The 12,616-nt window shown below is 68.4% G+C and carries 12 protein-coding genes and 1 pseudogene; 10 read left to right on the top strand and 3 right to left on the bottom strand.

The annotated features are described in order from the left end of the window. The first annotated feature begins 14 nt into the window (after positions 1–14). The gene (locus tag CP970_RS11600) at positions 15–203 is read left to right on the top strand and encodes a hypothetical protein (protein ID WP_055548141.1); all 189 of its coding nucleotides are present in this window, start codon (positions 15–17) and stop codon (positions 201–203) included. A 4-nt stretch (positions 204–207) separates the two neighbouring features. On the opposite strand, the pseudogene CP970_RS44895 reads toward CP970_RS11600, so the two are convergent. Then, positions 208–518: pseudogene (locus tag CP970_RS44895) on the bottom strand (hypothetical protein); the annotation flags it as partial. Between the two features lie 159 nt (positions 519–677). On the opposite strand from CP970_RS44895, the gene CP970_RS11590 reads away from it, so the two are divergent. From CP970_RS11590 to CP970_RS11565, 6 genes are all read left to right on the top strand, one after another. After that, a complete protein-coding gene (locus tag CP970_RS11590) occupies positions 678–1,496 on the top strand; it encodes an outer membrane protein assembly factor BamB family protein (RefSeq protein ID WP_055548139.1) in 819 nt (272 codons plus the stop codon). A gap of 225 nt (positions 1,497–1,721) precedes the next feature. Then, on the top strand, positions 1,722–2,009 hold the full coding sequence (rpsO, locus tag CP970_RS11585; RefSeq protein WP_055548137.1) for a 30S ribosomal protein S15: 288 nt from the start codon (positions 1,722–1,724) through the stop codon (positions 2,007–2,009). 417 nt (positions 2,010–2,426) lie between these two features. Beyond that, positions 2,427–4,643, top strand: a complete 2,217-nt coding sequence (locus CP970_RS11580; protein ID WP_055548135.1) for a polyribonucleotide nucleotidyltransferase — start codon at positions 2,427–2,429, stop codon at positions 4,641–4,643. Next, the gene (locus tag CP970_RS11575; protein ID WP_055548132.1) at positions 4,640–6,019 is read left to right on the top strand and encodes a M16 family metallopeptidase; all 1,380 of its coding nucleotides are present in this window, start codon (positions 4,640–4,642) and stop codon (positions 6,017–6,019) included. The genes CP970_RS11580 and CP970_RS11575 overlap by 4 nt, the downstream gene beginning before the upstream one ends. A gap of 38 nt (positions 6,020–6,057) precedes the next feature. After that, positions 6,058–6,810, top strand: a complete 753-nt coding sequence (gene dapB / locus CP970_RS11570) for a 4-hydroxy-tetrahydrodipicolinate reductase (RefSeq protein WP_055548130.1) — start codon at positions 6,058–6,060, stop codon at positions 6,808–6,810. Between the two features lie 13 nt (positions 6,811–6,823). Continuing rightward, a complete protein-coding gene (locus CP970_RS11565) occupies positions 6,824–7,276 on the top strand; it encodes a hypothetical protein (RefSeq protein ID WP_055548128.1) in 453 nt (150 codons plus the stop codon). Between the two features lie 39 nt (positions 7,277–7,315). Here CP970_RS11565 and CP970_RS11560 read toward each other — a convergent pair whose 3' ends face one another. Continuing rightward, positions 7,316–7,873: a PH domain-containing protein gene (locus CP970_RS11560; RefSeq protein WP_055548126.1), complete on the bottom strand. Its 558-nt coding sequence runs from the start codon at positions 7,871–7,873 to the stop codon at positions 7,316–7,318. Between the two features lie 145 nt (positions 7,874–8,018). Continuing rightward, positions 8,019–8,258, bottom strand: a complete 240-nt coding sequence (locus CP970_RS11555; RefSeq protein WP_055548124.1) for a hypothetical protein — start codon at positions 8,256–8,258, stop codon at positions 8,019–8,021. A 201-nt stretch (positions 8,259–8,459) separates the two neighbouring features. On the opposite strand from CP970_RS11555, the gene thyX reads away from it, so the two are divergent. The 3 genes from thyX to CP970_RS11540 all read left to right on the top strand — a co-directional run bounded on the left by thyX (position 8,460) and on the right by CP970_RS11540 (position 12,125). Next, complete coding sequence (gene thyX, locus CP970_RS11550; RefSeq protein ID WP_055548122.1) at positions 8,460–9,200, top strand: FAD-dependent thymidylate synthase; 741 nt, start codon at positions 8,460–8,462, stop codon at positions 9,198–9,200. Positions 9,201–9,390: 190 nt separating this feature from the next. Beyond that, positions 9,391–10,290, top strand: a complete 900-nt coding sequence (gene dapA, locus CP970_RS11545; protein ID WP_055548120.1) for a 4-hydroxy-tetrahydrodipicolinate synthase — start codon at positions 9,391–9,393, stop codon at positions 10,288–10,290. A gap of 149 nt (positions 10,291–10,439) precedes the next feature. Then, on the top strand, positions 10,440–12,125 hold the full coding sequence (locus CP970_RS11540; protein ID WP_055548117.1) for a ribonuclease J: 1,686 nt from the start codon (positions 10,440–10,442) through the stop codon (positions 12,123–12,125). The last annotated feature ends 491 nt before the right edge of the window (positions 12,126–12,616 follow it).

Genomic DNA, 12,616 nt, shown 5'->3' with positions numbered 1-12,616 from the left:
CATAAGGTCCTGCCATGGACCTGAATCACCTGCAAACACTCGCCATCGGCGGTCGGCATGGCGGCGGCCACTACCACCACCACTACGGAAGTTCGACGGGTGGAGGCGGCGGAGACCTGCCGTGGGCGTGGATCATCATCGGCATCGTCGTCGTGGTGGCCCTGTGTGTCTGGGCGCACCACCATCAGCAGGCGAACAGCTGAGGCCTCAATACTCGCCAGCCACCAGCCCCGTCTGCACCATCGACTTCCCCCGTCTCCGCGACACGAAGATCCCCCGCCCGTCGGCATGGGCCGCGCCCGCACCCCGCCCAGGAGATCGCCCTCGTCCGGGTCTCCGGCCAGGGCCACTCCCTGTGCGCCCAATTCCTTCATGCGCTGCATGAACGGCTCGTACGACGCACGACCCGCGCCCGCCGTCGAGCGGGCGATGATGAAGCGGTCGCCCACGTCGCGGGCGAACGGGAGGAGTTCGGTGAGGGCGCCGAGCGGGTTGCCCGACGACGTGGACACCAGGTCGGTCCCTGGCTGACACGGACGGCACGGCGCGGGCATCGACGGCCCGGCAGGCGCCCGACGCGATCAGGGAAACCGTGGAGAGGGTCCCGAAGACCCCCGAGGGGCAGGTCGCCGTCGAGTGGGTGGAGGAGCTCAAGGAAGGCGGGCCCGCTCTGCGCCGTGACCCGGCACGTCAGCGTCGACGGCAGGACAGCCGTCGCCGTGCCCGGCAAGCGGCCCGAGAAGGGCAAGCCCGAGAAGAGCAAGCAGAGGGCGGAGCCCGAGGCACCGTGCGACCACCTCGCGGTAGTCGACATCGACACAGGCAAGAAGCTCTGGGAGAAGCCGCTGCCGAACGGGGGCAGCGGCTCGACGGGTGTGAACGTCACGATGACGCGAGGGACGGTCGTCGCTACCTGGGGGCAGGGCTCGGCGGCGTACGACATGACGACAGGGAAGCGGCTCTGGGCCGACCTGAACCCGTCGACCTGCACCGACACAGGATTCGCCGGAGGTCGCGGGCTGCTCGCGCTGCGGTCCTGCGGAGACTCGGCCGACCCCGAGTTCCGGGTGCAGAAGGTCGCCCCGCGCACCGGCAGGACCGTATGGACGCACAAGGTGGCCCGGGGTATCGACAGCGTCTACCTGGCCTCTTCGCAGCCGCCGGTCATCGCCGTCGCCACCGGCAACGACGGCACGATCGACTACTTGCACTCTCTGGACGACCGGGGCAGGAACCGGGCAACCATCCCCCTCCCGGACCGGCGCTACCTCCACAACTGCGACGAAAGCTTCAGCGCCGAGGTCGAGCGGTGCAGCGGTGTGGTGGTCGGCGAGCGGCAGCTCTACATGGCGACCAAGCCGCGAGATACGTACGAAGCCGGCCTGTCGCGGAGAGTGCCCAATGAGGTCGTCGCCTTCGATCTGGCACGCCAGACCGGCGAGCAGGACGAAGGGCCACAGGCCCCGCTGATGCACGGCTACGAGAGCAGTCGCTGACCCCGCCCCGCGAGCGGCGCCGCAGGCTCCCGCCGAGGCACCGACCTCCGACTGGTACCCTGTGTAACGGCCGCATGTCTACGCTCCCCCAACCCTCCCACGGAAACCCTGACGGAGACCCTGGAGGAAGCGCCCTGCGGACCCCCGCCTCCCGAGTCATGGAAGCTTCCCTGAGATGTGGACCAGGGGCACTCGGTGGCCACGAAAAGACTACGAGGAGTACGCGTGTCGCTCGACGCCGCTACGAAGAAGCAGATCATGACCGAGTTCGGCCAGAAGGAGGGCGACACCGGCTCCCCCGAGGTGCAGGTCGCGATGCTCTCCCGTCGGATCTCCGACCTGACCGAGCACCTCAAGACGCACAAGCACGACCACCACTCCCGTCGTGGTCTGCTGATCCTGGTCGGTCAGCGTCGCCGCCTGCTGCAGTACCTGGCCAAGAAGGACATCCAGCGCTTCCGTGCCCTGGTTGAGCGCCTGGGCATCCGCCGCGGTGCGGCGGGCGCCAAGTAAGACGTCGTGAAGGGAGCGGTTCCCACTCGAAGCACTCGAAGGGGGCCGCTCCCTTTGCTGTACGTGCGCAGTGTCACCGACGCTTTGTAGTCTGGTCGCACAACGCATTGCGCATTACCGCACATGCGGTGACGGAAGGGACGGAAACGGACCGTCCATTCCAGGCGTACGCCGGGCCAGCCAGCCCGTGCGAACAAATGAACGAATGACGAGGAGAGGCGCCCCAGCCGCCGCCGGTCCTCGGTAGTGGCCCCCGGGATGCGCAGACGAACAGCCCCGGGTGCTTCGATCGAAGACCGGCCCGCATCCGAGGCGCGCTTCTCCGCCCCGTCCCCCCGCCACACGGGCCCGGGGACGAAAGACGACACGTACGACGAACTACGTACGTACGACGACACGTAAACGGAGAAACCGCTAGTGGAGAACGAGACCCACTACGCCGAGGCCGTCATCGACAACGGCACGTTCGGCACCCGCACCATCCGCTTCGAGACGGGCCGCCTGGCCAAGCAGGCCGCAGGCTCCGCCGTCGCGTACCTGGACGACGACACCATGGTGCTGTCGGCCACCACCGCTTCCAAGCGGCCCAAGGACCAGCTCGACTTCTTCCCCCTCACGGTGGACGTCGAGGAGCGGCAGTACGCCGCGGGCAAGATCCCCGGTTCGTTCTTCCGTCGTGAGGGTCGCCCCTCCGAGGACGCGATCCTCACCTGCCGCCTGATCGACCGCCCGCTGCGTCCTTCCTTCAAGAAGGGCCTGCGCAACGAGATCCAGATCGTCGAGACGATCATGGCGCTCAACCCCGACCACCTGTACGACGTGGTCGCGATCAACGCCGCCTCCTGCTCCACGCAGCTGGCAGGACTGCCCTTCTCGGGCCCGATCGGCGGCACGCGCGTGGCGCTCATCAAGGGCCAGTGGGTCGCCTTCCCGACGCACACCGAGCTCGAGGACGCCGTCTTCGACATGGTGGTCGCCGGTCGCGTCCTCGAGGACGGCGACGTCGCGATCATGATGGTCGAGGCCGAGGCCACCGAGAAGACCATCCAGCTGGTGAAGGACGGCGCCGAGGCCCCGACCGAAGAGGTCGTCGCCGCCGGTCTGGAAGCCGCGAAGCCCTTCATCAAGGCCCTCTGCAAGGCCCAGTCGGACCTCGCCGCCAAGGCCGCCAAGCCCACCGGCGACTTCCCGGTCTTCCTGGAGTACCAGGACGACGTCCTCGAGGCCCTGACCGCCGCGGTCAAGACCGAGCTCGCCCAGGCGCTCACCATCGCCGGCAAGCAGGAGCGCGAGGCCGAGCTGGACCGCGTCAAGGAGATCGCCGGCGAGAAGCTGCTCCCGCAGTTCGAGGGCCGCGAGAAGGAGATCTCCGGTGCCTACCGCGCGCTGACCAAGAAGCTGGTCCGCGAGCGCATCATCAAGGACAAGGTCCGCATCGACGGCCGCGGCGTCACGGACATCCGTACGCTGGCCGCCGAGGTCGAGGCCATCCCGCGCGTGCACGGCTCGGCGCTGTTCGAGCGTGGCGAGACCCAGATCCTGGGCGTCACCACGCTGAACATGCTCCGCATGGAGCAGCAGCTCGACACCCTTTCCCCGGTGACGCGCAAGCGCTACATGCACAACTACAACTTCCCGCCGTACTCCGTCGGTGAGACCGGCCGCGTCGGTTCGCCGAAGCGCCGCGAGATCGGCCACGGCGCGCTCGCCGAGCGCGCCATCGTGCCGGTCCTGCCGACGCGCGAGGAGTTCCCCTACGCGATCCGTCAGGTGTCCGAGGCCCTCGGCTCCAACGGCTCGACGTCCATGGGTTCGGTCTGCGCCTCCACCATGTCGCTGCTGAACGCCGGTGTGCCGCTGAAGGCCGCCGTCGCCGGTATCGCCATGGGCCTCATCTCCCAGGAGATCGACGGCGACACGCACTACGTGGCCCTCACCGACATCCTCGGTGCCGAGGACGCGTTCGGTGACATGGACTTCAAGGTCGCCGGTACGAAGCAGTTCGTGACCGCGCTGCAGCTCGACACCAAGCTCGACGGCATCCCCGCCTCGGTCCTGGCCGCCGCGCTGAAGCAGGCCCGCGACGCGCGTCTGCACATCCTCGACGTGATGAACGAGGCCATCGACGTTCCGGACGAGATGTCCCCGAACGCGCCGCGCATCATCACCGTCAAGATCCCGGTGGACAAGATCGGTGAGGTCATCGGCCCCAAGGGCAAGATGATCAACCAGATCCAGGAGGACACCGGCGCCGACATCACGATCGAGGACGACGGCACGATCTACATCGGTGCCGCCCAGGGTTCGCAGGCCGAGGCCGCCCGCGCCACGATCAACGGCATCGCCAACCCGACCATGCCGGAGGTCGGCGAGCGCTACCTGGGCACCGTCGTGAAGACGACGACCTTCGGTGCGTTCGTCTCGCTCATGCCGGGCAAGGACGGTCTGCTGCACATCTCGCAGATCCGCAAGCTCGCCGGCGGCAAGCGCGTGGAGAACGTCGAGGACGTCCTCGGTGTGGGCCAGAAGGTCCAGGTCGAGATCGCCGAGATCGACTCCCGCGGCAAGCTGTCCCTCATCCCCGTCATCGAGGGTGAAGAGGACGACGACAAGAAGGACGACACCGACAAGTGACGTCGCGTAGCACCACGACGACGGCCCGCACCTCCTCGGAGGCGCGGGCCGTCGCCCGTACCCAAACCCTGATCAAGGGCGAGAACGGCATCGGCACGGTCCGCAGGACCACCCTCCCCGGCGGCCTCCGCGTCGTCACGGAGACCCTGCCCTCCGTCCGCTCGGCGACCTTCGGCATCTGGGCGAACGTCGGCTCCAGGGACGAGACCCCGTCCCTGAACGGCGCCACGCACTACCTGGAGCACCTCCTCTTCAAGGGCACGAGCAAGCGCAGTGCCCTCGACATCTCGTCCGCGCTCGACGCGGTCGGCGGCGAGATGAACGCCTTCACGGCGAAGGAGTACACGTGCTACTACGCGCGCGTGCTCGACACCGACCTGCCGCTCGCCATAGACGTCGTCTGCGACATGCTGACGGGCTCCCTGATCCTCCAGGAGGACGTCGACGCGGAGCGCGGCGTCATCCTCGAAGAGATCGCCATGACCGAGGACGATCCGGGCGACTGCGTGCACGACCTGTTCGCGCACACGATGCTCGGCGACACCCCCCTCGGCCGCCCGGTCCTCGGCACGGTCGACACGATCAACGCCCTGACCGCCGACCGCATCCGCCGCTTCTACAAGAAGCACTACGACCCCACCCACCTGGTGGTCGCCGCCGCGGGCAACGTGGACCACAACAAGGTCGTACGCCAGGTCCGCGCGGCCTTCGAGAAGGCAGGCGCACTCCAGCGCACCGACGCGACCCCGATGATCCCGCGCCAGGGCTCCCGCGCCCTGCGCACCTCGGGCCGCGTCGAGGTCATCAACCGCAAGACCGAGCAGGCGCACGTCATCCTCGGCATGCCGGGCCTGGCCCGCACCGACGAGCGCCGCTGGGCCCTCGGCGTCCTGAACACCGCGCTCGGCGGCGGCATGTCGTCCCGCCTCTTCCAGGAGGTCAGGGAGAAGCGCGGCCTGGCCTACAGCGTGTACTCGTACACGTCGGGCTTCGCCGACACCGGCCTCTTCGGGGTGTACGCGGGCTGCCGCCCCAGCCAGGTGCACGACGTCCTGAAGATCTGCCGCGACGAGCTCGACCAGGTCGCACAGGACGGTCTCTCGGACGACGAGATCGGCCGCGCCATCGGCCAGCTCGCGGGCTCCACGGTCCTGGGCCTGGAGGACACCGGCGCCCTGATGAACCGCATCGGCAAGAGCGAGCTCTGCTGGGGCGAGCACATGTCGGTCGACGAGATGCTGGCCAAGATCTCCGCGGTCACCCCCGACGAGGTGCGCGAGGTGGCCCGCGACGTGCTCGGCCGCCGCCCGTCCCTCTCGGCCATCGGCCCGCTCAAGGACAAGCAGGCGGCCCGGCTCCACGAAGCGGTCGCCTAGGCCGCCCGAGGGCCCAACTCCCCTAAGGAATGAAGGACATGAGCAAGCTGCGCGTGGCGGTCATCGGCGCCAAGGGCCGCATCGGCTCCGAGGCCGTCAAGGCCGTCGAGGCCGCCGACGACATGGAACTGGTCGCGGCGCTCGGCCGGGGTGACGGCCTGGAGACGCTGGCCGAGACCGGCGCCCAGGTAGCGGTCGAACTGACCCATCCCGATTCGGTGATGGACAACCTCGACTTCTGCGTACGACACGGCATCCACGCCGTCGTCGGCACGACGGGCTGGAGCGACGAGCGCCTCGCGCGGCTGCGGGCCTCGCTGGCCCGGTCCCCGGAGACGGGCGTGCTGATCGCGCCGAACTTCTCCATCGGCGCGGTCCTGACGATGAGGTTCGCGCAGCTCGCGGCGCCGTACTTCGAGTCCGTCGAGGTCGTCGAGCTGCACCACCCGAACAAGGCCGACGCCCCCAGCGGCACCGCCACGCGCACCGCCCAGCTCATCGCCGAGGCGCGCAGGGCGGCGGGCAGCGCCCCGCAGCCCGACGCCACGACGACGGCCCTGGACGGCGCCCGCGGCGCGGACGTCGACGGCGTTCCCGTGCACTCGGTGCGCCTGCGCGGCCTCCTGGCCCACCAGGAGGTCCTGCTCGGCGGCGAGGGCGAGACCCTGACGGTCCGGCACGACTCGCTGCACCACAGCAGCTTCATGCCGGGCATCCTGCTCGGCGCGCGCCGCGTGGTGAGCACGCCGGGCCTGACCTTCGGCCTGGAACACTTCCTGGACCTGAACTGAGCGCCTGACCCTCATGCGAGCGAAAATCACCTACGCCGTCACGGCTGCCGTCCTGGTCGTCTACTTCGTCCTGGTCGGCAGCCGCGGCGTGCTCCTGATACAGCACGGCACCGTCCTCACCGTCACCTTCGGTGTCGCGGTGCTCATCCTGCCGGTCATCGGCGTCTGGTTCCTCTGGAAGAACACCCAGTTCGTCCGGAACGCCAACCGCCTCGCCGCCGAACTGGAGGCCGAAGGCGGCCTCCCCGTCGACGAGTTGAAGCGCACGCCCGGCGGCCGCATCGACCGCGACTCGGCCGACGAGGTCTTCGCCCGGCGCAAGGCCGAGACGGAGGACACCCCGGACGACTGGCGCTGCTGGTTCCGCCTGGCCGTCGCCTACCACGACGCCAGGGACACCCCCCGCGCGCGCAAGGCCATGCAGCATGCGATCGCCCTGCACGAAGGCAGGGCGATCAACGCGTAGTTCGTAGGTAGTGGTCCCCGGGTCGGGCGCCCGTACGCGTCAGGCCGTGCGCCCGTACTCGTCGGCCCACACCTCGATGGAGTCGGCCGCCCGGTCGAAGGCCTCGTGCCGCGCCAGGAAGTCGGCGTTCCGGTCGGTCAGCAACGGCTGCTGCCCTTCGGCCCGCTGATCACGGCGTACGAGAATGAGTGCCTGCCCCTGCACGGTCCGCGGCAGCCCCAGCCAGCGCACCGGCTGCTGCGCCGTCCGTACGGCCGTGATCTGGGCCCACGGCACGGTCTGGGTCGTCAGGAAGCCGACGCGGCGCAGCCCCCGCGCGCTCACCCAGGTGCCCATGCGCAGCAGCCGCAGGGAGCTCGCGATGATGACCACCGCGAACCCCGCGCAGATCGCCGCGCCCGCGAGGGAGCCCGCGAACGCGATGATCACGGCGGCGACGAGGACGAAAGAGGCGAGCAGCAGCAGGAGTGCGCCCGCCCCGACCCGCCACGGTCCCGGCCGGTAGGGCCGGCGCCAGTGGTCGCGGTCGTCGAAGGGCAGGGCGGTGTCGTCCGTCTCTTCGAAAGCGCGGTCCGCGGTCAGGAAGGGCAGGGGCACGGGCTGATCCTCACTCGATCCACACAGGGGCTGTGCCCGGTGAGGCTATCGAGCCGTGTCCCCTGCGACCACCCTTGGGGGGCCAAGGGGGTACCCGCCCGGCCATTGGTGCCACGGAGGCGGACCGGAGGCGGACCTGAGCAGGTCAGCGTCCGTCGGAGGCTTCGGACTGCTGTGTCTTGGCGGGTGACTGATCGGCGGACATCGCGGGCATCCCGAAGATCAGGGATCCCACGAGACCGGCCACCACGGTCAGTCCCATCAGGGTGCGCCCCAGGATCTGACTGGCCGAGGCGCGTTCACGGGGCGGGGGAGTGACGTTGCTGCGGAACTTGTCGGCTTCGGCGATGAAGGCGAACGGGACGGGCTCTCGCCGACGGAACATGGGGCGCGCTTCTCCTCACGGGTCTCGAACGGAGCTCTGTGGACTCTGTTGTATAGAGAGACGCTCGAAACGCCCAAAAGGTGCCCTGTTTCGGCAAATTAGTCGAAGAATGTCGTAGCGGGTCACCGAACGGCCGATTGTCAGTGGCGGGCCATAGAGTGGGCGCCGCCCCGAGTGACGCATACGGAAGGACCCCCGCCAGTGAGCGAGACCCCCACCGAAGACCTCAAGCCCAGCTTCCGCAGCGAGGTCACCGTCGAGTTGGTGAAGCACGCCGCCACCGACTCCGACGTCCTGTGGGCAGCCCGTGTCTCCACGGCGGGCGAGCAGTCCCTGGAGGAGCTCCAGAAGGACCCGGAGCGCTCCAAGGGTCTGATCAACTACCTGATGCGGGACCGCCACGGCAGCCCCTTCGAGCACAACTCGATGACGTTCTTCATCAGCGCCCCGATCTTCGTCTTCCGCGAGTTCATGCGCCACCGCGTCGGCTGGTCGTACAACGAGGAATCGGGTCGCTACAGGGAGCTCCAGCCGGTGTTCTACGTCCCCGGTGAGTCCCGCAAGCTGGTCCAGCAGGGCCGCCCCGGCAAGTACGAGTTCGTCGAGGGCACCCAGGCGCAGCAGGAGCTGACGGGCCGCGTCATGGAGGACTCGTACCGCCAGGCGTACGAGGCGTACCAGGAGATGCTCGAGGCCGGAGTCGCCCGCGAGGTCGCCCGCGCGGTCCTCCCGGTGGGCCTCTACTCCTCGATGTACGCGACGTGCAACGCCCGTTCGCTGATGCACTTCCTCGGCCTGCGCACGCAGCACGAGCTCGCCACGGTCCCGTCCTTCCCGCAGCGGGAGATCGAGATGGTCGGCGAGAAGATGGAGCAGCACTGGGCCGAACTGATGCCGCTGACGCACGCCGCCTTCAACAAGAACGGACGCGTGGCGCCGTAAGGCACTGATGTACGGGTGGGCCGAGTGAAGTGTCCGTATTGCGGCATTTCGGGAAGTTCATCTAGCCTGATCAAACGGACCCGGCACTGCTTGAACCCCCGAGCAGGCAGTGCCGGGCTCCACACTTGTCAGGTCCGCTCACATCCCCCGAGGGGCGACCCCGCGCTGAGCAGCGAGTAGCGTGTTACCCATGGCTCCGACCTCCACTCCGCAGACCCCCTTCGGGAGGGTCCTCACCGCCATGGTCACGCCCTTCAAGGCGGACGGCGCACTCGACCTCGACGGCGCGCAGCAGCTCGCCGCCCACCTGGTGGACGCAGGCAATGACGGCCTCGTCATCAACGGCACCACCGGTGAGTCCCCGACCGTCAGTGACGCGGAGAAAAACGATCTCGTACGAGCCGTAGTGGACGCCGTCGGAGACCGCGCCCACGTCGTCGCGGGCGTCGGCACGAACGACACGCGGCACAGCATCGAGCTCGCCCGCGCCGCCGAGCAGCGGGGCGCGCACGGCCTGCTGACCGTGACGCCGTACTACAACAAGCCCCCGCAGGAGGGCCTGTTCCGGCACTTCACCGCGATCGCGGACAGCACCGAACTGCCGGTCATGCTCTATGACATCCCGGGCCGCAGCGGCGTACCGATCAACACCGAGACGATCGTCCGCCTCGCCGAGCACCCCCGGATCGTCGCCAACAAGGACGCCAAGGGCGACCTCGGCCGCGCCAGCTGGGCCATCGCCCGCTCCGGCCTCGCCTGGTACTCCGGCGACGACATGCTGAACCTCCCGCTCCTCTCCGTCGGCGCGTGCGGCTTCGTCTCCGTCGTCGGCCACGTCGTCACCCCGGAGCTGCGCGCCCTGCTCGAGGCGCACCTCACGGGCGACGTCCAGAAGGCCACGGAGATCCACCAGAAGCTGCTCCCGGTCTTCACCGGGATGTTCCGTACGCAGGGTGTGATCACGACGAAGGCGGCGCTCACCCTCCAGGGCCGTCCCGCAGGTCCCCTCCGGCTGCCGCTGGTCGAGCTGTCCCCCGAGGAGACGCACCAGCTCAAGATCGATCTCGCCGCCGGCGGGGTACAGCTGTAACCACAGACTTCACAACTGAATAAGCGCAACACCGCGGGCGCGACACGAGCTGTCGGCCGCCCGCACCCCACACAACAACTGCTACTGCACGAACGTCATGCGCGCCACGTGCCCCTCAGGTACGTGGCGTGCGTGGTGAGGAGAGTCTTTTGAGTCATCCGCATCCTGAACTCGGCGCTCCGCCGAAGCTCCCGAAGGGCGGCCTGCGGGTCACCCCGCTCGGCGGCCTCGGCGAGATCGGCCGGAACATGACCGTCTTCGAGTTCAACGGTCGCCTGCTGATCGTCGACTGCGGAGTGCTCTTCCCCGAGGAGGAGCAGCCCGGAATCGACCTGATCCTGCCGGACTTCACGTCCATCAGGGACCGCCTCGACGACATCGAGGGCATCGTGCTCACGCACGGCCACGAGGACCACATCGGCGGTGTCCCCTACCTCCTGCGCGAGAAGCCGGACATCCCGCTGATCGGCTCCAAGCTGACCCTCGCGCTGATCGAGGCGAAGCTCCAGGAGCACCGCATCCGGCCGTACACGCTGGAGGTCGTCGAAGGCGACCGCGAGCACCTCGGCCCGTTCGACTGCGAGTTCGTCGCGGTCAACCACTCCATCCCGGATGCCCTGGCCGTCGCCGTCCGCACCCCCGCGGGCATGGTCGTCGCCACCGGCGACTTCAAGATGGACCAGCTGCCGATGGACGGCCGCCTCACGGACCTGCACGCGTTCGCGCGGCTGAGCGAGGAGGGCATCGACCTCCTTCTCTCCGACTCGACGAACGCCGAGGTGCCGGGCTTCGTCCCGCCCGAGCGGGACATCTCGAACGTGATCCGGGGCGTCTTCGCCGGTGCCCAGAAGCGGATCATCGTGGCGAGCTTCGCCAGCCACGTGCACCGCATCCAGCAGATCCTGGACGCCGCCCACGAGTACGGCCGCCGGGTCGCCTTCGTCGGCCGCTCGATGGTCCGCAACATGGGCATCGCGCGTGACCTGGGCTACCTCCGCGTACCCCCGGGCCTGGTCGTGGACGTCAAGACGCTCGACGACCTCCCCGACAGCGAGGTCGTCCTGGTCTGCACGGGCTCCCAGGGCGAGCCGATGGCCGCGCTCTCCCGCATGGCCAACCGCGATCACCAGATCCGGATCGTCCAGGGCGACACGGTGATCCTGGCGTCGTCCCTCATCCCGGGCAACGAGAACGCGGTCTACCGCGTGATCAACGGCCTGACCCGCTGGGGCGCGAACGTCGTCCACAAGGGCAACGCGAAGGTGCACGTCTCGGGCCACGCGTCCGCGGGCGAGCTCCTGTACTTCTACAACATCTGCAAGCCCAAGAACCTGATGCCGGTCCACGGCGAATGGCGCCACCTGCGCGCCAACGCCGAGCTCGGCGCCCTCACCGGCGTCCCGCACGACCGCATCGTGATCGCGGAGGACGGCGTGGTCGTCGACCTCGTCGAGGGCAAGGCGAAGATCGTCGGCAAGGTCCAGGCGGGATACGTCTATGTGGACGGCCTCTCCGTGGGCGACGTCGGCGAGCCCGCCCTGAAGGACCGCAAGATCCTCGGCGACGAGGGCATCATCTCGGTCTTCGTGGTGGTGGACTCCAGCACCGGCAAGATCACCAGCGGTCCGACCATCCAGGCCCGTGGCTCCGGCATCGACGACTCGGCATTCAGCGCCGTCATGCCCCGGATCCAGGAAGTCCTGGACAAGTCGGCCCAGGACGGCGTGGTGGAACCCCACCAGCTGCAGCAGCTCATCCGCCGCACGCTGGGCAAGTGGGTCTCGGACAACTACCGCCGACGCCCGATGATCTTGCCCGTGGTCGTCGAGGTCTGACCCTCACGACTGCGTGATCTCCGGAGCGGGGCGCCTCGATTTGCATCGGGGCGCCCCGCTCCGTTAGGTTTACGGCTCCGCCAGCGAGGGAAGCCCCGAGCACTCACGTGCCTGGGACCGACCCGAGCGGGGCGGGAATTCCGACTCAGAACTTCTGATAAAGTCGGAACCGCCGGAAAGGGAAACGCGAAAGCCGAAAGGCCGGAGCGGGAACCGGAAAGGCACCGAGGAAGTCGGACACGAAAGAGTCTGATAGAGTCGGAAACGCAAGAACAAAAGAAACACCGAAGGGAAGCGCCCGGAGGAAAGCCCGAGAGGGTGAGTACAAAGGAAGCGTCCGTTCCTTGAGAACTCAACAGCGTGCCAAAAGTCAACGCCAGATATGTTGATACCCCGACTCACTTCGGTGAGTTGAGGTTCCTTTGAAAAAGTCCTGTACGGCCTCGGTCGTGCAGGCAGCACAGCGAGGACGCTGTGAACCGGGAGATTAT

It is taken from the genome of Streptomyces kanamyceticus, from assembly GCF_008704495.1.
Classification (GTDB): Bacteria; Actinomycetota; Actinomycetes; order Streptomycetales; family Streptomycetaceae; genus Streptomyces; species Streptomyces kanamyceticus.
Note: the sequence above shows the minus strand (reverse complement) of the source record. Positions and strands in the feature narration are given on the sequence as shown.

Excerpts from the sequence above, each read along its gene's own strand:
- dapB (WP_055548130.1), top strand. The coding sequence starts at position 6,058 with ATGAGCAAGCTGCGCGTGGCGGTCATCGGCGCCAAGGGCCGCATCGGC.
- CP970_RS11555 (WP_055548124.1), bottom strand. The coding sequence starts at position 8,258 with ATGTTCCGTCGGCGAGAGCCCGTCCCGTTCGCCTTCATCGCCGAAGCC.
- CP970_RS11565 (WP_055548128.1), top strand. The coding sequence starts at position 6,824 with ATGCGAGCGAAAATCACCTACGCCGTCACGGCTGCCGTCCTGGTCGTC.
- CP970_RS11600 (WP_055548141.1), top strand. The coding sequence starts at position 15 with ATGGACCTGAATCACCTGCAAACACTCGCCATCGGCGGTCGGCATGGC.
- dapA (WP_055548120.1), top strand. The coding sequence starts at position 9,391 with ATGGCTCCGACCTCCACTCCGCAGACCCCCTTCGGGAGGGTCCTCACC.